We start from the raw sequence: 21,744 nt of genomic DNA, 5'->3' as shown, positions 1-21,744 counted from the left end.
TCCAGCTCAGCACGGTCCAGCTTTCAGGTGGCAGGTCACTGAGGCACATCCGGGCGGGATCCATGGACGAAGGCCAAAGTATCCTTTGCGCCGCCGCTATCCATCCCGGCCGGGTGCCGGTGCTTTGATCGCCGCAGCCTTGGGGAGTAGACCTGCGATGCCGCGAGAAACCGTCTTCATGTCGGAAATGACCTGGCCTGACTTTGCCGCCCGCATGGCGGCCGATCCGGTCGTGCTGCTGCCGGTCGGGGCGACCGAGCAGCACGCCCATCACATGCCGCTGGGCGTCGACCAGTTGATTCCGACCGCGATCTGCCGCCTGGTCGCCGAACGGATCGGCGGCCTGGTGGCGCCGCCGATCCCCTATGGTTACAAGTCGCAGCCGAAATCGGGCGGCGGCCAGCATTTCCCGGGCACGCTGAGCCTCGACGCGGGCACCTTGATCGCCGTCGTGCGCGACGTCATCCGCGAACTGGCGCGTCACGGCGTGCGGCGGATCGCTGTGCTCTCCGGCCATTACGAGAACGGCTGGTTCGTGATCGAGGCGATCGACCTCGCACTGCGCGAGGCCGCGCGCGACGGCATCACCGGCCTTCGCGTCATCCGCCTCGACTATTGGGACTTCATCTCGAAGGCGAGCGAGGCCATGCTGTTCGACGGCGAGAGCCCGAACTGGCCGCTGGAACACGCGGCGATCATGGAGACGTCGGTCATGATGCATCTGCATCCCTGGCTGGTCGATGCGGCGGCGATCGTCGACCATCCGCCGGCCGAATTCCCGCCCTACGACCTCTACCCGGTCGACCGCGGGCCGATCCCGCCGGACGGCGCCCTGTCCTCGCCCAAGCCCGCGAGCGCGGACAAGGGCCGCCGCGTGGTCGAGCAGATCGTGCCCGACATCGCCGCGGCACTGACCCGCGGCTTCGGCCCGGCATCGGCGTGACCGCGCCCGTGATGGAACGTATCCCGGCCGAGCGCTGGTACCGGACGCAGCGCCTGGCGGACGACGTCACCCTGATCGACGAGCCCTGGATCAGGGCCTTCTACCGCTGCAACATCTGGCACGTCAGGGGACGCGAGCACGACCTCCTGGTCGATTCCGGCATGGGCGTGGTCAGCCTGCGCCGCCATGTGCCGCTGGTGAGCGAGAAATCCTGCACTGCGGTCGCCAGCCACACCCATTTCGACCATATCGGCTGCCACCACGAATTCGGCGACTGCCGGGTCCATCCGGCCGAAGCGGCGATCCTGGCCGCGCCGACCCGGGCCAACACCCTGGCCGAACATTACGTGAGCGATGAGATCTTCGACGGCCTGCCGCCGCTTCCCTATGCCTCCGCCACCTATGGCGTGCGTGGCACGGCGCAGTTCCGCCCGATCGTCGACGGCGACGTGCTCGACCTGGGCGACCGGCAGTTCACCGTGATCCACACCCCCGGCCATTCGCCCGGCGGCATCGCCCTGTTCGAGGCGGCCACGGGCATCCTCTTCTCGGGCGACATCGTCTACGACGGGCCGCTGGTCGACGATGTCTCGGGCCCCGATCTCGCCGACTATGTCGCCAGCATGAAGCGGCTGCTGGCGCTGCCCGTGACGGTCGTGCACGGCGGCCATTTCCCGAGCTACGGGGCCGAGCGCCACCGCGCCATCATTCGCGACTGGCTCGCCCGCCGCGACCGCTGAGCGAAGGAAGCTTGATCCGCCTCGTCCCCGCGGCGTAATGCTTCGGAACGAGGAGGATGGACAAGATGGCGAGCGTCACCGATCTCGATCTGCGCCTGCTCAGGGTCTTCATGGCGGTCGCCCGGGCCGGCAGCTTCACGGCTGCCCAGGCGGTGCTGAACGTCAGCCAGTCGACCGTGTCCAATCACATGGCAGCACTCGAGGACAGGCTCGGCTATCGCCTGTGCCAGCGCGGCCGGGTCGGCTTCGCCCTGACCGAGAAGGGCAAGGCGATCTTCGACCAGGCCGAACGGCTGTTTTCCGCGATCGACGATTTCGAATCCGCCTCCGCCTCGCTCAAGGGCGAACTCGCCGGCGAACTGCGCATCGGCCTGTCGGACAATATGGTGAGCGATCCGGCGTCGCCGGTGGCCGAGACCTTCCGGCGCTTTTCCGCCCGCAAGCATTCGGTCTTCGTCGGCCTGTCGATCCAGCCGCCCCACGACCTGCAGCACGCCGTGCTGGACGGCCGCCTGCATGCCGCGGTCGGCAGTTTCGCCCGCACCGTCTCCGGCCTCAACCACCACCATCTCTACGACGAGAGCAACGGTTTCTACTGCGGCCGCGGCCACGCCCTGTTCGAGGGCGGAAGCGACGGCATGTCGGTCGAATGCCTGGGCCAATACCGGGTGGTCGCCCGCGGCTATTGGCAGCTCGAGGACATGTATCGCCTGGGGCTGCGCCGCGCCGACGCGACGGTCGACGAGATGGAGGCGCTGCTCGTCCTCGTGCTGTCTGGCGGCTACCTCGGCTTCCTGCCCGATCACTATGCAGCACCCTGGGTGGCGCGCGGCGACCTGCGCCAGATCTTCCGGGGCCGGCTCTGCCACACTGCGCGTTTCGACGTGATCACGCGGAAGGGCATGGCGCCGTCGCCCGTGCTCGGCGCCTTCCTGGCCGACCTCGCCGCGGTCCGCGGCGCCCCCCTAACGGTCGAGGAAGACCATCTGCCGCTCCCGGCATGACAGGTCGAGGCTGTCGCCGGGGCTGACGGCCCGGTCCGGCGGCAGGCGGAGCAGCAGTTCGATCCCCTGGCAGCGGGCCCGCACCCGCCAGGTCGCGCCCTGGAACACGCTGTCGATCACGGTCGCCCTGCCGATCGTCACGGCATCGTCGGGACGCGGCCCGGCCAGCCAGTTCTCGGGCCTTATGGCGATCGTGCCCATCGCTCCCGCCATCGCCTTTCCGGGCAGGGAAATCGCGCCGAGCGGGGTTTCCAGGGTGACCCGCCCTTCCCCCGCCGCCGCGACCCGGCCTTCGATCAGGCTGCTCTCGCCCATGAATTCGGCGACGAAGCGGGTCGCCGGCCGCTGATAGAGGCGCTGCGGCGTGCCCGCGTCCTCGATCCTTCCGTTGTGCACGATGACGATCAGGTCGGCCAGCACCATGGCCTCCTCCTGGTCGTGGGTGACATGGACGAAAGTACGGCCGGTGCGCCGCTGCAGGGCCTTCAGCTCGTCCTGGACCTGGCGCCGGAGATGGAGGTCGAGGGCGCCCAGGGGCTCGTCCAGGAGCAGGATTTCGGGCTCGACCAGGAGCGCGCGGGCGAGCGCCACGCGCTGGCGCTGGCCGCCCGAAAGCTCGTGGATGCGCCGCCGCCCGAAGCCGGCGAGGCCGACGAGATCGAGGGCCTGGGCGACCCGCTTCGGCCGCTCGGCTCGTGCCACGTCGCGCATGGCGAGGGGGAAGGCGACATTGGCCTCGACCGTCAGATGGGGGAACAGGGCGTAGTCCTGGAACACGGTCGCGGTCGGCCGGCGCGCCGGCGGCAGCGCCGTCACGTCCTTGCCGCCGATCGCGATGCGCCCCCGCGTCGGCACGGTGAAGCCGCCGATCATCGAGAGCAACGTCGTCTTGCCCGAACCCGAGGGGCCGAGCAGCACGACATATTGCCCGGCCCCGATCTCGAGCTCGACATCGGCGAGGGCGGCGTGCCCGCCATAGGTCTTGCCGAGGCCGCGGATCGACAGGTGCGAGCCGGCAGACGCCTGGGGAACGGCCGCCGTTCCGGCCACCAGGTCAGAGTTCGACACGACGGTCATGGCGCCTACGCCTCCCGAACAGAATGATCTCGCCGACCAGCACGAGGCCGAGCGAAAGGATGAAGACGATGGTGCCCGCGGCATTGATCTTCGGATTGATGCCGGCCCGCATCATTTCCCAGATCGCCACCGGCAAGGTCACATCGAAGCCGCTGAGGAAGAAGGAGATGATGAATTCGTCCCACGAGAAGGTGAAGCACAGGCAGAAGGAGGCGAAGAGCGCCGGCCACAGCAGCGGCACGGTGACCCGGGTCAGGACCCGGAACTCGCTGGCGCCGAGATCGCGCGCCGCCCGTTCCAGCACTTCCTGGTGGCCGCCCATCTGGGCGAGGCAGATGGTGAAGGCGAGCGGCAGATTGACTGCGACATGGCCGAGCGTCACCAGCGCCAGAGACTTCGGCAGGGCGAGGCCGTTGGCCAGGATCAGGAGCCCGATGCCCACGCACATGGGGGCGACGGTGAGCGGCATCAGCAGGAGGAAACGCCAGAGTCCGGCGAGCGGCGGCCGGAAACGGGCGAGCCCGAAGGCCGCCAGGAAGCCGAGCACGGTCGAGCCCAGGCCGGAGACGACGGCGATCACGATCGAGCGGACCAGGGCGTCCATCAGCTTCGGATCGGCGAAAAGCGCCTCGTACCAGGCCGTGGTCGGGCCCTGGAAGGGCGGCACCGGCGCCTTCAATTCATGGAACGAGAAGAGTACCAGGACGGCCACGGGCAGATAGATGAAACCATAGGCGAGCGCCAACACGGCGCCGGTACCGAGGATGCCGCGGATCTGTCTCATGATGCGCCCTCAGACCCGGTCCATGCGCAGCCAGCGCGCGGCGGCGAGATAGGCGATGGCCATCACCGCCATCAGCACCACCGCCATGGCCGACGCCATGGCGAAATCGCCGTTCCGGCTGATCTGGAAGAACATCGCCTGGGGCAGCACCAACGACTTGCTGCCGCCCAGGATGGCGGGCGTCACATAGTCGCCGATCGCCAATACGAAAGTCATGAAGGCGCCCGAAACGACACCGGGCAGGCTCAGGGGCAGCAGGACCCTGAAGAAGGCGGTCCAGGGCCCCGCCCCCATGTCGGCGGCGGCCAGGAGATAGCGCGGGTTGATCTGCACCAGGCTCGAAAAAATGGTCAGGGTCAGCAGCATGACGAAGAAATGGACGAAGCCGATCACCGTCGCCGCATCGCTGTAGGCGATCCGCAAGGGGGTATCGATCAGGCCGAGTGCCATCAGCGTACCGTTGACGACGCCTTCCGGCGCCAGCACCAGCAGCCAGGCATAGGAACGCACGACATAGGAAGTCCAGAAGGGCAGCACGGCGAGCACGATGCCGAGCCGTTGCCAGCGCGCCGGCACCCTGAAGGCCAGTACATAGGCGAGCGGATAGGCCAGGGCCAGGCTGACCACCGTGGTGATCGCCGCGAGCCGGACCGAATTGGTCAGCGCGACCAGGAGACTGTCCCGCGCAAAGAAGCGGGCGTAATTGCCGAAACCGGGATCGCCACCGAGACGCCCGGCATCACTCGCATAGAGGCTGGCGATCAGGATCACGGCCAAGGGGGTGGCGAAGAAGGCCAGCGTGTAGAGAACCGCCGGCCCGGTGAAGGCGAGGCCACGCACCGCCTGGCGGCGCGTGGCGATCGCTTCGAGGTCGGCCGTCGCGGTCGACATCACCCGTTCGTCCTCAGTGCATCACGTCCTGCCAGAGGTCCTGCATCGCCTTGTCGAGCGCGGCATCGGGCGCCGGATAGGGATAGGACTTGGCGAGGAAGGCCGGCTGCTCGTCCCAGCGCAGGATCTTCTTCTGCTCGTCGGTCAGGGCCGCCTTCATGTTGACCGGCATGCCCCAGTAGCAGGCGGAGGTGGCGAGCCGGGCCTGGCCCTCGGGGCTCACGATATAGGCCAGGAACTTGCGCGCCAGTTCCTTCTTCTTCGAGCCGGCGACCATGGCGATCGCCTGTTCCCAGCGCGTGCCGCCGTCGTTGCTCAGCACCCAGTCGAGCTGCGGCTTCTCGTGCATGATGCCGGCGACCGCGTATTCGCCGCCGCCGATCACGATGTCGACCTCGCCGTTGGCGAGCGCCGACTGCACCGTCGCCACCTCGCCCAGCATGGCCGCGTTCTCCTTCATGAGGACCAGCTTCTCGCGGATCGCCGGCAGGTCGGCCATGGTCAGCTTCGAGGGATCGATGCCCAGCGCCAGCGCCACCTTGCCGATGATGCTCATGTAGTAGTCATAGATGGCGATCCGGTTCTTGTACTTCGGATTCCACATCACCGCGGGATCGCGCATGTCCGCCGGGTCGACCTTCTCCTTGTTGTAGGCGATGGCGTTGTAGCCGAATTTCTCCGGCACGGCGTAGAGCTTGCCGTCGACGTAATGGAGCTTGGGATCGCGCAGCTTCTCGGGGATGTCGTCCCAGGGGAAGCCGGCGGGGTCCAGCGGTTCGAGCAGACCGGCGGCGGCCACACGGCCGACATCCGTCGAGTCGACCACGAGCACGTCCCAGTCGCCCTTCTGCGATTGCTGCAGGATCGAAATGGCCGAGCCCGTGCCCTCGAAAGTCTTGGTGTTGACCTTGACGCCGTTGGCATCCTCGAAGGGCTTCAGCAGTTCGGGATCGGTATGGTCGCACCAGACGAGAGCGTTCAGCGCCTCGGCCGCGCGGGCACCGCCGCCGGCCAGCAGGCCGACCGCCAGAAGGCCCCCGGCGAATGCCGACTTCAGACAGGCATGAATGGTCATCGCTTCCACCTCGTGATCAGATCCGCCGCCCGCCGTAAGCCTCGGGCCCTGCCCAAATCATGGGCGCGGGCCGAAGGGCTGCAAATACTGGCGGCGGAACGCTTGCATTTGCCTTTTTCAATGTATTCAGCGCTCCAGGCCCAGGCGGAGCCGCGCCTCGGCCGGGGTCAGCGGCCGGACGCCCAGGCGGCCCAGGATGTCCACCGCCTTGGCGACCAGGGCGCCATTGGTGGCGGGCCGGCCGTGCTCGATATAGAGATTGTCCTCGAGCCCGACCCGAACGTTGCCGCCCATCAGGACCGATTGCACCGCCATCGGCATCTGCTGGCGGCCGATGCCGAAGGCAGACCACAGCGCCTCTGCCGGCAGGCCGTTCCGCATGGCCAGCATCGCCTCGGTGGTCGCCGGCGCGCCCCAGGAAACCCCGAGGCAGATCTGGAACAGCGGTTTCGGCCCGATCAGGCCGCGCTCGACCAGGCTGCGCGCCAGCCGGACGTGGCCGAGGTCGAAGACTTCCATCTCCGGCTTCACCCCGAGATCGCGCAGGCGCTTCGCCATGGCGACCAGCCAGTCCTCGGTATTCACGAAGACGGTGCCGCCGCCGAAATTCATCGTGCCGCAGTCGAGCGAGCAGATCTCCGGCTTCAGCTCTTCGACATGGACGATACGGTCCATCTGCTCGGCCAGGAAACCGGACAGGCCGAGGCCGTCTGCGCCCACCACGATATCCGCCCCGGTGCCGGTGGTCAGATTGACGATGATGTCGGTGCCGCGCTCGCGGATGCGCGCCATGACCTCGCGGAACAGGGCAGGCGTCCAGGTCTCCAGGCCGGTTTCCGGATCGCGCACGTGGATATGGGCGATGGCCGCTCCTTCGGCTGCCGCCTCCGCGACCGCGGCCGCGATTTCCTTTGGCGTGACCGGGACATGGGGATTGCGCCCGCGGGTATTGCCGGCGCCGGTGACGGCGCAGGTGACGATGGTTTCCGTGATCATGACGCCGCTCCCGGAGTCATCGGTCCCGTCACCTGCCGGCGGCGGTCGATCATGCGTTCGGCCGGATCGTCCAGCTTGCCGTAGCCCTGCCACACCTTGAAACCCAGGAGGTCGCGCAGGCGGGGATCGGGATTGCGCTCGAGCACGGCGTCCAGGACGGCGATCGTGCAATTCTCCATCGGGCGGAACTGCGGCCCGCAATAGGCGGTGATGATGCCGAGGCGGGATCTCTCCGTCCGATTGGCACCGGTCGCGTGCCATAGGCGGCCGTCGAAGACCATGGCCGTACCGGCGCGCCCGGTGGCCGGTACGCTCGGCGTCCGGTGGGGCACCGCGGGATCGGGCAGCTCGCCGGAGAGATGGGTGCCCGGCACCACCCGGGTCGCGCCGTTCTGCTCGGCGAAGGGTGAGATCATCCACATCACGTTGAACACCACCGGCGGCGCGACATAGGCCGGCGCCGCCTCCTGCTCGGGATTGAAGCGCGCGATGTTGCCGACCGGGCGATGATGCCGGCCGCGCGGCACAGGCGCCGGCATCCACCATTGGTCGCTGTGCAGCGGCATCAGCGAACCGCCGGGGTGCGCCAGAATGCCGTCGGAGGCGGAGAGCAGGAAATCCCGCCCCAGCACATGTTCCGCCAGCGCCAGGATGGTCGGATGCAGCACGAGGTCGACGAAGACGTCGCCCTTGTTCACCAGGGCGTAGACATATTGATTGCTGCCGTCGAGCTGGGCGTCGTCGGCCGCGGGCGGGGCGATTTCGCGCTCGGCCCGCGCCTGTTCGTCCAGCCGGCGCTCGAGCGCCGCCACCAGTTCGGGCGCGATCAGATCCTCGATCAGGCAGAAGCCTTGTTCGTCCAGGCTCCGCGCCGCGGCCGCCAGCGTCTCTGCACCGGCGGGACGGATCGATCCGTCGATCACCGGCATGGTCAGGCCCGCGGCCGGGTGCGACCCAGCAGGTTCTGGCGGAAACTGTCGTGGAAGACCCGGCCGGGCACCGGCTCATAGGCGAAGAGCGCCAGCAGACGCGGCCGCGCGCCCAGGCTGGGGGTCACCCGGTGCAGCGTGTTGCGCCCCCGGAACAGCACGAGCGAGCCGGGCGCCATGGGCACGGTGCGGACCAGATGCTCGTCCCCGGCGAAGAGCGCCGGGACCTCGGCATAGTGGCGGTCGCCCGGCCCGGTGAAGGGAACATATTGGTAGAGGCCGCCCGCCTCCGGCTCCTGCAGCAGGATGGTGACGGCGAAATCATGGGAATCGACGTGCCAGCCGAGCTCGTCGCCGCCCGAGGAGGCATTGATCAGCACCGCCATCAGGGGATCGTCGATCGTATGAAGCGGCTCCTGGTCCAGCACGGCAGCGACGAAACGGGTCAGGTTCGGCCAGGCGTAGAGTGCGGACAGCGCCGATTGGTAACCGATGTCGTCCTGCCCGTACCACGACTGGTGACGCCGGTGCAGCCGGGCATAGGGGTCCTCCGCGGCGAACTGGACCTGGGCCCCCTTCGGGCTTTCGAGGTTATAGGCGCCGCGCTCGACGGCATAGAGATGGGCGCGTTCGGCCGGCGGCAGGGCGGCGACGATGCGGCGCACGGCGTCCGGCTTCAGGAATCCCGGCAGGTGGCAGGAGACGGCGTCGTCGAACTGATCGCGACAGCGACGCACCAAGGCCGCCGCCGCCGGCCCGTCCATGTCGGCGATCGGGTAGCGGTCGAGGTCGACCAGATCTTCCGGCCGGATTTCGGCCGCTGCATCAAGGCGCGCGCCCATCGTCATCGTCTGGCTCCGCGAGGATTGTCCATGGCGACGACGGTAGGGCGGAACCGCACGGCCATGCGATAGCGCGCCTGAAAAGCTTACTTTGCCGTTCCTGAATATAACGGTCGCGCCGGAATGCCCGTCGCCAGACAGGAGGCGCCAACCTGGGTCATCGGCTCGATGCAGCGACAGGTCTAGGGAGGATCGATTCGAGCGTGGCGCGAACGGCTTCGTCCAGCGGCGTATGCGGCTCGCGCCCCAGGGTCGCGAGGAGGCGGTCGTTGCGCAGGCGGACAGGACGCTGCCACAGGTATTTCAGTTCGAGCAGTTCCCTGAAATCGGGCTTGAAGGGTGCCGCCAGCGCCACGGCCCACCAAGGCAGCGGGGCCACCTTCACCGCCGGCCGGCCGAGCACGCGGACGATGGCGGCCGCCATTTGGGTGCCGTCCGCGTCCCAATGTCCATCCATGTGGAAGCGCGCGAAATCGGGCAGCGGGTCGTGCTCGATCAGTTGCACCATGGTTTCGGCGAGATCCGGCAGATAGGCCCATTGATGGCCGACGCCCGGCCTGCCGGGATTGCGGATGACGCGCGGCCGCCGGCCGGGCGTGACCATGGCTTCGCTGAACCAGCTGCTGCCGGCGCCCGGTCCGAAGAAATCACCCGCGCGAAGGATCAATGCCTTGGCCTTGCCGGCGGCGACGGCATCGGCGATGCGACGTTCCATCTCAACGCGCAGCCGGCCCTTGCCGGTTTCCGGATGCTGCGGTGCCTCCTCGCCGATCTCCGCTCCGGCGTCCGGGCCGTAGTTGTAGACATTGCCCGGGACGACGATCCGGGCGCCACGGGCGGCGGCGATCGTATTGTCGATCATGGGCAGCACGCCGTCGTGCCAGTCGCGGTAGAGGCGCGGCTTCACCGCGTGGACGATGACCGGAACCCCCTCCGCCGCCCGCGCGACATCGGCCGGGACCATCGCATCCCCCCGGACCCACTCGAAGGGTTCGGCCGTCCCCAGGCTTTCGGGGTGGCGGTGCAGGGCTCGCACCGTCCAGCCACCGGCCGCCAAGCGGCGCGCCACGGCACTTCCGAGCCCACCGGTAGCACCCAGGACCAAGGCGAGTTTCATAGCATGCTCCAGTCGAGGCCGAGCTTGCCTCGGGATTGCCGGGATTCGAGGAGGCCGTGAGCCCTGGCCGCTTCGGCGGGGGCGAACATCGTCACGGCGGCGTCATGGATCGCGCCGTCCGCCATCATGCCGAGAACGGCGAGGGCGCTGGGCCGCCAATAGCGTGGCGCCGTCTCGCACAGGCCGCCCAGCGAATAGCCCGAGATCGTCCAACTGCCGGCGCGCAGGTGCTGGATGGCGATCTCCGTCTCGCTGCTGAAACTGGTGTCGCCGAAATAGACGGCGCGTCCGAGCGGCGCGAGAAACGACCCGAAGGCGGCGAGGTTGCGGCCGCTGATCCCTTCGAGATAGAGGTCGACGCCGCGCCCGCCCGTGGCCGCCCGCAGGCGATCCAGGTAGCCTTCGTAGACGATCGCTTCGTCGTAGCCGTGGGCAAGGACGAATGCCGCCTTCGACGCGGATCCGACGGAGCCGATCACCCGGCCGGCACCGAGGGCCTTCGCCTGCTGGCCGAGCATCGTACCGACGCCGCCCCCCGCCCCCTGGACGAAGACGGTATCGCCCTTGGACAATCTCCCGACCAGCGTCAGCAACTGATGTGCGGTGACCCCCGTGCAGGGCACCCCGATCGCCTGCGCGGGATCGACCCGGCACCCGGGCCGGTCGAGCGGAACCGCGAGCGGCGCCGGGACGACGGCATATTGGGCATAGCCGCTGCGGGCGAAGGCCGCCACCGGTTGGCCAACGGCGAAATCCGCGACGCCATCGCCCAGGACGGCGACCGTGCCGACGATCTCCAGCCCCAGGACGAAGGGGGCAGGGGGAGCCGGGACAAGGCCGCGGCGCACCAGCGTTTCGGCATAGTTGATCCCGGAATAGCGCACCTTCACCAGGATTTCGCCGGCCGCGGGGACCGGGTCCGCGACGTCCCGCAGCACCAGGGCCTCGGGGCCGCCGATCGCGCTGACGACGACGGCCTTCATGCGCCACCTGCTGGTGCGGAGGTCGACCGGATGTCCGGCATGCCATCATCCTTGTCGTGAGGACCGATGCCATAAATGTTTACGATTTTCTATTTTTCGTCAATATTTTATTGGGGAATTCCCTTGAACCCTGACGGACATGTGGCACAAAGAATTGACGATCAGATATATTCCGACAAGGAATGTGCAGGCGAGCGGAATGGCAAAGAACACCCGACAGCGAATCCTCGACAGCGCCCTCGCCCTCTTCGGCAGGCATGGCGTCTCCGGGGTGAGCCTGGAAATGGTCGCGGCGGAAGTGGCGCTGACCCGCCAGGCGATCTATCGCTATTTCAAGGACCGGGATTCGCTCTTTGTGGAGGCGGTCCAGAGCCTCCACGCCCAGGCGCTCGAAGCCGCTGAAGTGGCGGCCCTGGCGGCGACCAAGGCGGGCCGGCCGCTGGATGTCACCCTGGCCGATGTCCTGGAGGCTCGCTTCGCGCCCTTCGTCGAGCGCCTGGAGCAGTCAGGCCATGCCGACGAACTGCTCGCGGAAAATGCCCGCCTGGTCGGCGAGGTCGCCTCGGATTACCAGGAACGGCTGGTGAGCCTGGTGGCGCGGCTGATTGTCCTGCATCGGCAATCCACCGGCGCCCAACTGCGCCATGGCCTGACTGACGACGACCTGGCGCACTACCTGATCCAGGCGGTGCTGGGGGTCAAGGCCGCCACCTCCCCCCGGCAGCCGGCGGCCTTTCGCCGGAAGATGCGCATCATGGTGGCGATCGTGACCAGGGGCGGCCTCGCAGACCCGTGAGGCAGCGCGGATCCTAGGACTCGGGCCCGGCCCGCTTCCGGCCGCGGGGCCGGCGTGACGGACGGGCGGAATCGCGGGCCGCCCGCGCCGTTTCCAGCGCCGCGATCAGGCCCCGCGCGCTCTCGGCGACATGTTCGCGCATCGCCTGTTCGGCGGCGGAGGCGCGGCCGTTCAGGACCGCCGCGATGATCCGCTGATGGAAGGCGTAAGAGGCGTGGAGGTCGTCGACCGTCATGCGGTGCGGCAGGCGGAGCTGATAGACCGGCAGGATCAATTGTTCGGCCAACAGCTTCAGCCGCCCGTTCCCGGCCATACGGTAGATCAGGTCATGGAAGCGCCGATTGTTGGCGAGGAACAGTTCGGCATCCTCGGTGGTCGCGGCCAGATCCATTTCCGTGCGGATCTCGGCGATTTCGGCGCGGTAGGCCGGGTCGTCGACATTGTCGGCCGCGAGCCGCGCCGCGAGCCCTTCGACGACTTCGCGCAGTTGATGGATCTCACGGATGTCGTCGGCCGTGATCTCCCGGACCGACGCCCCCTTGTGCGGCACGATCTCGACCAGGCCTTCGCCGGTCAGGCGCCGGATCGCCTCCCGGACCGGGCCGGCGCTGACCGAAAGATGGCGCGTGACATCGGCCACCACCAGGCGCTGTCCGGGGGCGTATTCGCCCGAACGGATGGCGTCCCGCAGGGCGTCGATCGTGTAGTCCACGACGCTGTCGCTCGTTGCATCCTTCATCGTCGGTCCATGGGCGGTCATCGCTTCCTGGTTGCCTCACCCGGCAGCGCGACGCAAGCGTCTCGGCGGCCGGATCTGATAAAGGATGCTGCCAACACTTCTATTGCGCCGTCCAGCCGCCGTCGACGGCATAGGCGGCGCCGGTGATGAAGGAAGCCCGGTCGGAACACAGGAAGACGACCGGTTCGGCCACTTCCTCCGGCCGGCCGAAACGCTTCATCGGGATCGGCAGCCGGAACATTTCGAGCATGGCGGGATCGCCGCCGGCGGCCCGCCGGGGCATGTCGGTATCGATCGTCCCGGGGACGATGACGTTGACCCTGATGTTCTCCATCGCATAGTCCATCGCCGCGGCGCGCGTCAGCCCGACGACCGCGTGCTTGGTCATGAAATAGGGCGGCGAGCCGCCGCCGCCGACGACCCCGGCGACCGAGGCATTGTTGCAGATGACGCCGCCGCCCGTCTTCAGCATGGCCTGGATCTCGGATCGCATGCAGTTCCACGTGCCATAGATGTTGACGTCCACGATCTCGGTCAGCGCCGCCTCGGGGAAATCATGCAGCCGGCCGTAAGTGCCGATATGGCCTGCATTGTTGAAGGCGACGTCGAGCCGCCCGAACCGCTCGACCGCCTGGCGCACCACGGCGTCGCATTGCGTCGGGTTCCGGATGTCGGCCACGACGAAAGCCGCTTCCACCCCCAGCGTTTCGAGATCGGCCACCAGAGCCCGGCCCCGCACCTCGTCCAGGTCGGACAGGACCAGGCGCGCACCTTCGCGGGCGAAGGCCCGGGCCGTGACGCTGCCGATGCCGCCTGTGGCGCCGGTGACGAGACAGACCTTGCCGGCGAGCAGCCCGGCGCCCTTGGCCACGTCAGACATGGAGACCCGCCTTCCGCAGCAGCGGCATGACATTTTCGCCGAAGAAGCCCAGTTCGTCGTAATAGTCGTAAAAGCCGAGGGCGAAGCCGTCGATGCCGGCCGCCGCCATCTCGCCCATCTGCCGAGCGACCTGCTCGGGGGTGCCGACCAGGGGAAAGCCGCCGGCCGCCGTGACGAACAGCTCGCGGTACACGAGCAACGTCTCGTCGTAGGAATTGCTCTTGAGGCCGAGGAATTTCATGAAGTTCTCCGCCGCGACCTTGTCGACACTGTCGAGAATGGCCTGCTTGCGGGCGAGTGCTTCAGCCTCTGTCGGTGCGCAGATGACCTGCCCGACGTTGAGCACGCGCAGGGACCGGCCGTGGCGCTCCCGCGCCGTGTCCTTCACGGTGTCGACAAAGGCCTTGGTGCCGTCCAACGTGTTGCGGGACGCCAGCAGGATGTCGCACTGGCGGGCGGCGAAATCGATGCCGGCGGGCGAGGTGCCCGCGTTGATGATCTGCGGCGGGTGGACCGGCTTCGGCTTGGACAGGCCGTCGCTGATCCGGGTCCAGCGGCCGTCGAAATCGAAAGGCGCATCCTCGGTCCAGAGGCGCTTCAAGGCGGTGAGCCATTCGGCGCCATGCGCGTAACGAATGTCGTGCTCGGCCGGCTCGATCCCGAATTGGCCGAGTTCGGCCGGATACCAGCCCATCACGACGTTGAGCGCGAAGCGGCCGCCGGAGATGGCGTCGACCGTGGCCCCGGCCTTGGCAACGAAGGTCGGATGGATCACCGGGACGTGACAGGTTGCAACAACGGTAATCGCCGAGGTCTGCGCCGCGATGCCCGCGGCCCAGGTCAAGGTCTCGAAGGACTCGCCGTAGAAATCGGTCTCGCCGCCGAAACCACGCCACTTCGCGACCGGAATGACGAAGTCGAAGCCGATCGCCTCGGCCCGCCGGACGATCGCCGAGCTGTGCTCCCAGGTGACGCGGTAGTCGCGGGGCAGCGTGCTGGCGCTCGTGCCCCCCGAACAGTTCATCGAAAAGACCCCCAGCTTCAGCCGGCTGTCCGCATTCGCCAATCGCCCACCCACCATGTCCGCCTCCCGATGTTTCCACGAGACCTACAGGTCGAAGGGTCGAATGGCAATATATTTTAATAAAATTTAGTAATAAAATTTACACAGCAACTCTCTTGCTCCGAACGTCAGGGACCGACCGGCGCATTGCCGCCGTGGAAGCGTCCGAACAAGCGGGCCAGGAACAAGCCCATCGACAGCAGCCCCAGCCCGAGGCTGGCGGCCTGGTCCACCGCCCGCAGGTCGAAGGCGCCGACGCAAAACAGGAGCAGATAGGCGAGCACGAGGTTGGCGAAGCCCCACAGCACATTGACCGTCGACGACGACAGGCCCTCGCCGGGCGGCTTGGCGAAGGGGCTTTGAAAGGGTCGCCCCATCACGCCGCTGGCGTAATGCGGCAGGGCGTTGGCGATGAAGACGCCACCGAAGAAATAGGCGATGTCGTGCAGCCAGATCATGATCGCGTCCTCGTTTCGATGTCCTGTGCGACGGGCTCCCAGATCCAGGGGCGCGCGATGCGGTCCCCGGCCTGCCAGCCGGCGATCGCCGCCGCCTCCTTGAGGGTCAGGCCGATCTCGTCGAGGCCCTCGAGCATCATCGTCCGGCGCCGTCCGTCGATGTCGAAGGCAAAGCAGGCGCCCGACGGCGCGACGACACGTTGGGCTTCGAGATCGACGGTGAAGTCGGCAGGTGCCGCGGCGGCTTCCGCGCCGAGCCGGCGGACCTCCGCTTCCGGCAGGCGGACGGGCAGCAGCCCGACCTGAAAACAATTGGCGTAGAAGATGTCGCCGAAGCTGGGCGCGATGATCGCCTCGACCCCCAGTGCCATCAGGGCGTTGACGGCGGGTTCGCGCGACGATCCGCAGCCGAAGTTCGGCCCTGCGATCAGGATCGGCGCTCCCCGATAACCGGGCTTGTTCAGTACGAAATCGGGTTCTTCGCCGCCGTCCTTGCGGAAACGTAGCGCCTCCAGCGCATAGCGCCCGAGGCCGGTGAGGTCGCCGCCGGTCAAGCGCTCGATCCTGATGATCAGGTCGGTGTCGACATCCGATCGGTCGAGCCAGGCGGCCACGCCGTGGACGGTGGTGAAAGCACGCATCAGAAAGACCTCACGTCGACGATCCGGCCGGCCACGGCCGCGGCGGCGGCACTCGCCGGGCTGGCGAGATGGGTGCGCGCGCCGGGGCCCTGGCGGCCGACGAAATTGCGGTTCGAGGTCGAGACCACGCGCGCGCCGGGCGGCGCCACGTCACCATTCGCCGCCACGCACAGGCTGCAGCCCGGCTCCCGCCACTGAAATCCGGCATCCCGGAAAACCCGGTCGAGGCCTTCCGCCTCGGCGTCCCGCTTGACCTGCTCGGAACCGGGCACGGCCCACGCCGTCACGCCCGTCGCGACACGGCGGCCACGCAGGATCGCCGCGGCAGCCCGAAGATCGGACAGCCTCGCATTGGCGCAGGAGCCGATGAAGACGATGTCGACCGCCGCCCCCGCGAGCGGCTGCCCGCCGGCGAGCCCCATATAGGCCAGCGCCGCCTCGGCCCGCTGGCGGGCGGCCGGATCGCCGATCTCGCGCGGGTCGGGAATCAGACCGTCGACCGGCATCGCCTGCCCGGGGTCCGTGCCCCAGGTCAGGGTCGGGGCGATGGCGCGCGCGTCGAGGGCGACATCGGTATCGAAGACCGCACCCTCGTCGCTCGCCAACCTCCGCCAGTGGTCGACCGCCCGCTCGAACAGCGCACCGCCGGGGGCGTTGCGCCGACCGGCGAGATAGTCGAAAGTCTTGTCGTCGGGCGCCACGATGCCCGAGCGGGCGCCCATCTCGACCGACAGATTGCACAACGTCAGGCGCTCCTCGATGTCGAGGGCACGGACCGTCGACCCGGCATATTCGATGACGTGCTGAACGGCGGCCGAGGTCCCGAAGACGGCGATGGCATGGAGGATGACATCCTTCGCCGTCACGCCGCGGCCGAGCCGCCCCTCGATCGTCAGGCGCATCTTGCGGGGCTTCCGCATGCGCAGCGTGGCGGTACCGAGCGCATGGGCGCATTCCGATGTCCCGACGCCGAAGGCCAAGGCCCCCAGCGCGCCATTGGTGCAGGTGTGGCTGTCGCCGCAGACGAGCGTCGCCCCGGGCAGCACGAGCCCGAGTTCGGGACCGATGACATGCACGATCCCCTGCCCCCGCTCGCCCACGTCGAACAGCCGGATGCCGGCCGCTCCCGTGCGCTGCCGAAGCTCTCGCCACAGGCCGGCGCCGGGCCCCATGGTCTCGCCCGTCCGCCCCGGTTCCGAGGACACGACATGATCCGGCGTCGCGAAGACCAGATCGGGGCTGTGGACCGGCACGCCCCGCGCCGTCAGTGCCTTCAAGGCGGGCGGCCCGGAGAGATCGTGGATCAATTGCCGGTCGATGGCGAGCAGGGTCCAGCCGTCCCCGAACTCGCGGACGGCATGCTGGCACCAGATCTTGTCGATCAGGGTGGCTGGCATCATCGGGGCCTCAGCCATTCCCGGCGCCCCTTTCGCCGCGACGGATGGCATCCCATTCGCCGCTGCCCAGCCGGGCAAAGAAGGCGGCCGGCCCGCCGACCGGATCTTTCGGCGGGACGCCGGCCAGCGCCGCCAACTCGGCATCGACCGTGCGCACCACCGGAGCCAGGCAGGCACCAGGGTAGATTGCGACCCGGAAGCCGAGCCGCGCCAATTCCTCGGGCGCGGCCATCGGCGTCCTGCCGCCGGGCACCAGGTTGATCAGGCACGGCCCCGACACGCGCCCGGGAATGGCGGCCATTTCCTCGGCCGATCGGGGGGCTTCGACGAAAGCCATGTCGGCCCCCGCCGAAAGAGCCGCGTTGGCGCGGGCGATCGCCGCGTCGAAGCCGAGCACCGCGATGGCGTCGGTCCGGGCGATGACGACGAAATCGGGATCGCGCCGGGCAGCCACGGCAGCCCTGATCTTGGCGACGAATTCGTCGACATCCACCAGTTCCTTGCCCGCCAGATGGCCGCAGCGCTTGGGCGAGAGCTGATCCTCGATATGGAGCGCGGCGACACCCCTGCCCTCGTACTCCTGCACCGTCCGCGTGACATTGAGTTCGTTGCCATAGCCTGTATCGGCATCCGCGATCAGCGGAATCCCGGCGGCGCGGACGATCACACCGGCGGCATCCGCCATTTCGCCCATGGTCAGGAGCCCGTAATCGGGAAATCCGCGCGCGGCCGAAACCCCCGCGCCGGTCATATAGACGGCCTGAAACCCGGCCTGGGCGACCAGCCGGGCCGTGATACCGTCATAGGCGCCGGGCGCCCGGACGAGATGCCGTCCCATCAGGAACGCCCTGAAGCGTGCTCCAGCAGTCAGCGGCACGACCAATCTCCCCTTTTTCGCCCCGTGAGGCGCCGGTATCGACGCGTTGGCGTCGCCGTTGAGGGGATGTTATCCAATTATTTTAATAAAATATATTGCTAATTCCTGGTAACGATCGCGAAGGACGAGCCACGCCGTGCTGCGGCTCAAAGGCAGCATCTCGCACGAAGGCATAGTCAGCGTTTACGGAAAACACAGCCGTTCAACCCAACCGGATGACGCATGGGGCAGGCCGACACGGGGGCGTCGCCAGACGGACAGCCGAATAGGCCGCCCCCTGGGGACAAACGCCGTTGCGATCCCATGGGAGGCGGCCTCCGGGCCCCGTCTCTACTCGGCAGCGATCCCGGCGCTCTCAGCCTCGATGAAACGATTCATCAGAATCCTCATCTGGTTCACGGCCGCGTCGTGGGCGATGCCGATCATGGGAAGATCGGGCTGCAGCTTGATATTCCGGTGCTGGGCCTCGATCATCTCCTTGTCCTCCAGAAAGGCCTTGTTGATGCCGGCATAGAGCAGGTCGCCGATTTCCGGCGTCGCAGTCTCCTTGCTGGCGCCCCAAGAAAAATAATAGACGCACTGGTCTGCAGTGGCCGGCACGACCGACTGACAGGTCCAGGTATCCAGCAGCAGCTGCCCGTTGGACGGTCCCTCGGTCGCCGTACCCGCTGCGAAAATCTTGAAGCGCATCACGAAGACGCACGGCATCAGCACCGAATAGTCGACCAGCATGTCGTAACGACCGGTCATGATGTGCTCGATGAAGACCAGCGCCGGCGCATTCCGCAGCCAGCGCTCGACCCGGAACCCCCTGTCGAGCTTGGTAATCTTCGGAAGACCATCCGAGAATTGCTCACCGCCGAACGTCTTGCGATGAACATAGGTGATGTGTGAGAAGTCGAGCAGATTGTCGACAACCAAGCGATAGTCGGCGTCGAAAACCAGCGAACTTGGCCTCATGTCCCAGTCGGGGTCGCCCGGTCCGACGGAGAAGGGGATCAGATTGGGGTCCGCCAGCGCAGGGTCGCCCATCCAGACCCAGATCCAGTTGTCACGCTCCACCACCGGGTAGGACCGTATGACAGCCTTCGGCGATATCCTGTCCTGGCCCGGGATGTCGACGCAGCGGCCGCTCGGATCGAACTTCAGGCCGTGATACATGCAACGAATGCAGTCGCCCTCGATCTGGCCGAGATGCAGGGCGGCATGGCGATGGCAGCAGCGGTCCTCGATCGCCACCACGCCCCCATCCTGCTTCCGATAGAGCGCCAGTTGGCGGTCGATGATCGTTCTCGCCAGCACTTTGCCTTGGGGCAAGTCATAGTCCCAACCGGCTACATACCAGCAATTTTTCACGAACATTCTTAAATCCTCCCAGATTTTTTCTGACTGCAGTCATCACCTTCGGCGTTCACAGCGAAATTAGATCAAAAAACGAAGCGTCAATCCGAGATAATTCGCATTGCCGCATCGTCTCTATGTGTGACACACACAATAACGCCGGCGTGCCATCTGATTGGAGGCGCATGTTCTATAGGCACCTCTGGTCACGCGATGCAGTATTTCGTCGCCGCCTCACGGTTCGAACGATGGCTGGCATATTGTGCAGGCCATGGCCTGTCTCTTCCCCCGTTTGTGATTTTGAGTCTGGACACTAGCCGGTGGGCCGCTACCCGAAAAATACTATTTCTTTTATCCGGCATACCGGTTTGGTATGCCGGATCGGCCTTCCGGGCGCGGACAGCGGCCGCTCGACAAGGCGTCGGGGCCAACGGTTGTGAGTCGTCGAAACTCATAGGATTACGGGCGCGCCGTCGTGAACGGCCCGGAATTTTCAGGGCGCTATGCCCTGAGGCCGCGCCTTGATAGTCGATCGCACGGAACGCAGAAACTCTCTGAGAATTGGGGAAATTTCGCCCTTCCGGTAGATGCAGCTCAGATCGACGGCGATATCCTTTCCGCCGACCAGCGGGCGGTAAGTAATCTTGGGGATCCGCATGATGGTGGTCGATTGAGGCACAATACAGATGCCGAGGTGGGCGCTGACCAGGGCGACTGCGGTTACAGCGTCGCCGACCTCCTGCGAGACATGCGGGGCGAAACCCGCATCGCGACACCAGTCGATGACCCGATCGATGAAATTGGGGCGCGAACCGGTCGGGAACATCACGAACGATCGTTGCTCGAGGTCGGAAATAGTCACGACGTCGCGTGATGCCAGGGAATCCGATTCGTGCAACGCGACATACATTTTCTCCGTGAGCATGACCTCGCGGGCGATGTCTGTCGTGGGGGAGACGAAGCGGTTGAAGCCGACAAGGATCCGCCGCTGAAGCAAGGCTTCGATCTGCTCCGTCCTCGTCATCGTGTGCAGGACGATGCTCACCTCCGGGTTTGATTCATGAAAATCGGCGATGATTCTGGGGATCAGGTTGAGTGTTCCTGATCCGAAGATGCCGATATCCATTCGGCCCATGCGCCCTTGTCCGGCACTTCTCACATGGTCGGCCGCCTGTTCGACAAGGTTGAGGATGTTCTGCGACTCTTTCAGGAGCAGCGCTCCGGCATCGGTGAGCGTGACACCTCTAGTGTTCCTGATGAACAACGTGACGCCAAGATCGGCCTCCAGCTGCTGAATCTGGCGCGTAAGTGGCGGCTGGGAAATATGAAGATTGCTTGCAGCGCGACCGATGTTCAGCGTCTGCGCCACGGCCACGAAATACCTCAGGCTCCTAAGGTCCATTTTGTTTCCCCTCTTTTGTTTTTTTGAGCCGCTCACCTGAGTGGCGATGCCGTCGTCTACCGCCAGGGTAAGCAGGCCGCGCCATACCTAATTCGTATCAAAGCGGAAAAATCCGGTATTGGACAGCATGACACCGAGGGCGTCATATGCACTCCATGATATGCCAAGAATGCGAATATTCATTAATTTGGCTACAATAAAAGCCGATTTTCTTTTCGGCTACGGGGAAAATGGTGACCAGGAAATAAACCTGGCACCCGCTAGGGAGGAATGGCGTTGAAGACGATGCCAAAAAATTGCGCAAAAAAACTCCCCAATATGCAATATTTACGGTTGCATTTCATTTTCTATGCGGATTTCCTTTTTAAGGAATTAGCCATTCCTCTAGTAGCAACAACATTAATTCTTATTCTTTTGGTGCCTTCGTCTCAGGCATTTTCAGATGATTCAACCAGCCGCCTCTATCCCGACAATCTGTTTGGCGCGGCGTATCTGTCGGGTCCCGTGGCCATTGCGACGGGTTACTACGGCGCGGTTCGGGTGTCGTCGGACGGCGGCACGACGTGGCTGGCGGCCGACAGCGGCACCACCGATCTCATTCGCCGGGTTGCGGCGGTGCCGGGCGGGGCGAGTTTCGCGGTGAGTCATCGTGGCCGGATCCTCGAAAGCGATGCCGGCGGTCGCGACTGGCGCGTCATCCATGAGGAAGCCGGTCTCTATCTGCGCGACATTTCCTTTTCGGATGCCCGGAACGGTTTCGCGGTCGGCC

The 21,744-nt window shown here is 66.5% G+C and carries 23 protein-coding genes; 5 read left to right on the top strand and 18 right to left on the bottom strand.

The features are described 5' to 3' along the window. Positions 1-157: 157 nt before the first annotated feature. The 3 genes from WC493_RS14400 to WC493_RS14390 all read left to right on the top strand — a co-directional run bounded on the left by WC493_RS14400 (position 158) and on the right by WC493_RS14390 (position 2,687). Entirely contained in the window at positions 158-943 is a 786-nt protein-coding gene (locus tag WC493_RS14400) for a creatininase (protein ID WP_373066227.1), read from the top strand. Then, positions 940-1,683, top strand: a complete 744-nt coding sequence (locus WC493_RS14395; RefSeq protein WP_373066226.1) for an MBL fold metallo-hydrolase — start codon at positions 940-942, stop codon at positions 1,681-1,683. Before WC493_RS14400 ends, WC493_RS14395 begins: the two co-directional genes overlap by 4 nt. Positions 1,684-1,748: 65 nt before the next feature. After that, positions 1,749-2,687, top strand: a complete 939-nt coding sequence (locus WC493_RS14390; protein ID WP_373066225.1) for a LysR family transcriptional regulator — start codon at positions 1,749-1,751, stop codon at positions 2,685-2,687. Here the strand turns inward: WC493_RS14390 and WC493_RS14385 are convergent. From WC493_RS14385 to WC493_RS14345, 9 genes are all read right to left on the bottom strand, one after another. Further along, a complete protein-coding gene (locus WC493_RS14385; RefSeq protein WP_373066224.1) occupies positions 2,649-3,764 on the bottom strand; it encodes an ABC transporter ATP-binding protein in 1,116 nt (371 codons plus the stop codon). The two genes, WC493_RS14390 and WC493_RS14385, sit on opposite strands and share 39 nt — an antisense overlap. After that, positions 3,742-4,548 (bottom strand): ABC transporter permease, encoded by an 807-nt coding sequence (locus tag WC493_RS14380; protein ID WP_373066223.1) that lies wholly within the window; start codon positions 4,546-4,548, stop codon positions 3,742-3,744. Before WC493_RS14380 ends, WC493_RS14385 begins: the two co-directional genes overlap by 23 nt. A gap of 9 nt (positions 4,549-4,557) precedes the next feature. Beyond that, positions 4,558-5,439: an ABC transporter permease gene (locus WC493_RS14375; protein WP_373066222.1), complete on the bottom strand. Its 882-nt coding sequence runs from the start codon at positions 5,437-5,439 to the stop codon at positions 4,558-4,560. A 13-nt stretch (positions 5,440-5,452) separates the two neighbouring features. Then, complete coding sequence (locus WC493_RS14370; RefSeq protein ID WP_373066221.1) at positions 5,453-6,514, bottom strand: spermidine/putrescine ABC transporter substrate-binding protein; 1,062 nt, start codon at positions 6,512-6,514, stop codon at positions 5,453-5,455. Positions 6,515-6,640: 126 nt separating this feature from the next. Further along, the gene (locus WC493_RS14365) at positions 6,641-7,510 is read right to left on the bottom strand and encodes a 3-keto-5-aminohexanoate cleavage protein (RefSeq protein WP_373066220.1); all 870 of its coding nucleotides are present in this window, start codon (positions 7,508-7,510) and stop codon (positions 6,641-6,643) included. Then, a complete protein-coding gene (locus WC493_RS14360; protein ID WP_373066219.1) occupies positions 7,507-8,439 on the bottom strand; it encodes a phytanoyl-CoA dioxygenase family protein in 933 nt (310 codons plus the stop codon). Before WC493_RS14360 ends, WC493_RS14365 begins: the two co-directional genes overlap by 4 nt. Before the next feature lie 2 nt (positions 8,440-8,441). Further along, entirely contained in the window at positions 8,442-9,287 is an 846-nt protein-coding gene (locus WC493_RS14355) for a hypothetical protein (protein ID WP_373066218.1), read from the bottom strand. 151 nt (positions 9,288-9,438) lie between these two features. Beyond that, the gene (locus tag WC493_RS14350) at positions 9,439-10,398 is read right to left on the bottom strand and encodes an NAD-dependent epimerase/dehydratase family protein (protein WP_373066217.1); all 960 of its coding nucleotides are present in this window, start codon (positions 10,396-10,398) and stop codon (positions 9,439-9,441) included. Beyond that, the gene (locus WC493_RS14345; protein ID WP_373066216.1) at positions 10,395-11,381 is read right to left on the bottom strand and encodes a zinc-binding alcohol dehydrogenase family protein; all 987 of its coding nucleotides are present in this window, start codon (positions 11,379-11,381) and stop codon (positions 10,395-10,397) included. Before WC493_RS14345 ends, WC493_RS14350 begins: the two co-directional genes overlap by 4 nt. A 199-nt stretch (positions 11,382-11,580) precedes the next feature. On the opposite strand from WC493_RS14345, the gene WC493_RS14340 reads away from it, so the two are divergent. Further along, on the top strand, positions 11,581-12,177 hold the full coding sequence (locus WC493_RS14340; protein WP_373066215.1) for a TetR/AcrR family transcriptional regulator: 597 nt from the start codon (positions 11,581-11,583) through the stop codon (positions 12,175-12,177). 13 nt (positions 12,178-12,190) lie between these two features. Here the strand turns inward: WC493_RS14340 and WC493_RS14335 are convergent, their stop codons facing one another. From WC493_RS14335 to WC493_RS14295, 9 genes are all read right to left on the bottom strand, one after another. Continuing rightward, positions 12,191-12,916: a GntR family transcriptional regulator gene (locus WC493_RS14335; RefSeq protein WP_373066214.1), complete on the bottom strand. Its 726-nt coding sequence runs from the start codon at positions 12,914-12,916 to the stop codon at positions 12,191-12,193. A gap of 100 nt (positions 12,917-13,016) precedes the next feature. Further along, positions 13,017-13,796 (bottom strand): SDR family NAD(P)-dependent oxidoreductase, encoded by a 780-nt coding sequence (locus WC493_RS14330; RefSeq protein WP_373066213.1) that lies wholly within the window; start codon positions 13,794-13,796, stop codon positions 13,017-13,019. Then, positions 13,789-14,877, bottom strand: a complete 1,089-nt coding sequence (locus WC493_RS14325; RefSeq protein WP_373066212.1) for an LLM class flavin-dependent oxidoreductase — start codon at positions 14,875-14,877, stop codon at positions 13,789-13,791. The genes WC493_RS14330 and WC493_RS14325 overlap by 8 nt, the downstream gene beginning before the upstream one ends. A 110-nt stretch (positions 14,878-14,987) precedes the next feature. Next, entirely contained in the window at positions 14,988-15,317 is a 330-nt protein-coding gene (locus tag WC493_RS14320) for a hypothetical protein (protein WP_373066211.1), read from the bottom strand. Beyond that, positions 15,314-15,958, bottom strand: coding sequence for a 3-isopropylmalate dehydratase small subunit (gene leuD, locus WC493_RS14315; RefSeq protein ID WP_373066210.1), 645 nt, complete (start codon positions 15,956-15,958; stop codon positions 15,314-15,316). Before leuD ends, WC493_RS14320 begins: the two co-directional genes overlap by 4 nt. Further along, on the bottom strand, positions 15,958-17,358 hold the full coding sequence (leuC, locus tag WC493_RS14310) for a 3-isopropylmalate dehydratase large subunit (RefSeq protein WP_373066209.1): 1,401 nt from the start codon (positions 17,356-17,358) through the stop codon (positions 15,958-15,960). The genes leuD and leuC overlap by 1 nt, the downstream gene beginning before the upstream one ends. Positions 17,359-17,365: 7 nt before the next feature. Continuing rightward, positions 17,366-18,232 (bottom strand): oxaloacetate decarboxylase, encoded by an 867-nt coding sequence (locus WC493_RS14305; protein WP_373066208.1) that lies wholly within the window; start codon positions 18,230-18,232, stop codon positions 17,366-17,368. A gap of 330 nt (positions 18,233-18,562) precedes the next feature. Beyond that, on the bottom strand, positions 18,563-19,594 hold the full coding sequence (locus WC493_RS14300) for a Rieske 2Fe-2S domain-containing protein (protein ID WP_373066207.1): 1,032 nt from the start codon (positions 19,592-19,594) through the stop codon (positions 18,563-18,565). 472 nt (positions 19,595-20,066) lie between these two features. Further along, complete coding sequence (locus WC493_RS14295) at positions 20,067-20,975, bottom strand: LysR substrate-binding domain-containing protein (RefSeq protein WP_373066206.1); 909 nt, start codon at positions 20,973-20,975, stop codon at positions 20,067-20,069. 270 nt (positions 20,976-21,245) lie between these two features. On the opposite strand from WC493_RS14295, the gene WC493_RS14290 reads away from it, so the two are divergent. Beyond that, positions 21,246-21,744, top strand: a 499-nt coding sequence (locus tag WC493_RS14290) for a WD40/YVTN/BNR-like repeat-containing protein (protein ID WP_373066205.1), incomplete at its 3' end; no start/stop codon positions are given.

The organism is Zavarzinia sp. (assembly GCF_041650655.1).
In the GTDB taxonomy this organism is placed as follows: Bacteria; Pseudomonadota; Alphaproteobacteria; order Zavarziniales; family Zavarziniaceae; genus Zavarzinia.
This window is presented reverse-complemented; position numbering and strand designations above follow the sequence as displayed.

What these genes read in the sequence shown, in the direction of transcription:
- WC493_RS14400 (WP_373066227.1), top strand. Translation starts at nt 158, where the DNA reads ATGCCGCGAGAAACCGTCTTCATGTCGGAAATGACCTGGCCTGACTTT.
- WC493_RS14390 (WP_373066225.1), top strand. Translation starts at nt 1,749, where the DNA reads ATGGCGAGCGTCACCGATCTCGATCTGCGCCTGCTCAGGGTCTTCATG.
- WC493_RS14385 (WP_373066224.1), bottom strand. Translation starts at nt 3,764, where the DNA reads ATGACCGTCGTGTCGAACTCTGACCTGGTGGCCGGAACGGCGGCCGTT.
- WC493_RS14380 (WP_373066223.1), bottom strand. Translation starts at nt 4,548, where the DNA reads ATGAGACAGATCCGCGGCATCCTCGGTACCGGCGCCGTGTTGGCGCTC.
- WC493_RS14375 (WP_373066222.1), bottom strand. Translation starts at nt 5,439, where the DNA reads ATGTCGACCGCGACGGCCGACCTCGAAGCGATCGCCACGCGCCGCCAG.
- WC493_RS14370 (WP_373066221.1), bottom strand. Translation starts at nt 6,514, where the DNA reads ATGACCATTCATGCCTGTCTGAAGTCGGCATTCGCCGGGGGCCTTCTG.
- WC493_RS14365 (WP_373066220.1), bottom strand. Translation starts at nt 7,510, where the DNA reads ATGATCACGGAAACCATCGTCACCTGCGCCGTCACCGGCGCCGGCAAT.
- WC493_RS14360 (WP_373066219.1), bottom strand. Translation starts at nt 8,439, where the DNA reads ATGCCGGTGATCGACGGATCGATCCGTCCCGCCGGTGCAGAGACGCTG.
- WC493_RS14355 (WP_373066218.1), bottom strand. Translation starts at nt 9,287, where the DNA reads ATGACGATGGGCGCGCGCCTTGATGCAGCGGCCGAAATCCGGCCGGAA.
- WC493_RS14350 (WP_373066217.1), bottom strand. Translation starts at nt 10,398, where the DNA reads ATGAAACTCGCCTTGGTCCTGGGTGCTACCGGTGGGCTCGGAAGTGCC.
- WC493_RS14345 (WP_373066216.1), bottom strand. Translation starts at nt 11,381, where the DNA reads ATGAAGGCCGTCGTCGTCAGCGCGATCGGCGGCCCCGAGGCCCTGGTG.
- WC493_RS14340 (WP_373066215.1), top strand. Translation starts at nt 11,581, where the DNA reads ATGGCAAAGAACACCCGACAGCGAATCCTCGACAGCGCCCTCGCCCTC.
- WC493_RS14335 (WP_373066214.1), bottom strand. Translation starts at nt 12,916, where the DNA reads ATGAAGGATGCAACGAGCGACAGCGTCGTGGACTACACGATCGACGCC.
- WC493_RS14330 (WP_373066213.1), bottom strand. Translation starts at nt 13,796, where the DNA reads ATGTCTGACGTGGCCAAGGGCGCCGGGCTGCTCGCCGGCAAGGTCTGT.
- WC493_RS14325 (WP_373066212.1), bottom strand. Translation starts at nt 14,877, where the DNA reads ATGGTGGGTGGGCGATTGGCGAATGCGGACAGCCGGCTGAAGCTGGGG.
- WC493_RS14320 (WP_373066211.1), bottom strand. Translation starts at nt 15,317, where the DNA reads ATGATCTGGCTGCACGACATCGCCTATTTCTTCGGTGGCGTCTTCATC.
- leuD (WP_373066210.1), bottom strand. Translation starts at nt 15,958, where the DNA reads ATGCGTGCTTTCACCACCGTCCACGGCGTGGCCGCCTGGCTCGACCGA.
- leuC (WP_373066209.1), bottom strand. Translation starts at nt 17,358, where the DNA reads ATGATGCCAGCCACCCTGATCGACAAGATCTGGTGCCAGCATGCCGTC.
- WC493_RS14300 (WP_373066207.1), bottom strand. Translation starts at nt 19,594, where the DNA reads ATGTTCGTGAAAAATTGCTGGTATGTAGCCGGTTGGGACTATGACTTG.
- WC493_RS14295 (WP_373066206.1), bottom strand. Translation starts at nt 20,975, where the DNA reads ATGGACCTTAGGAGCCTGAGGTATTTCGTGGCCGTGGCGCAGACGCTG.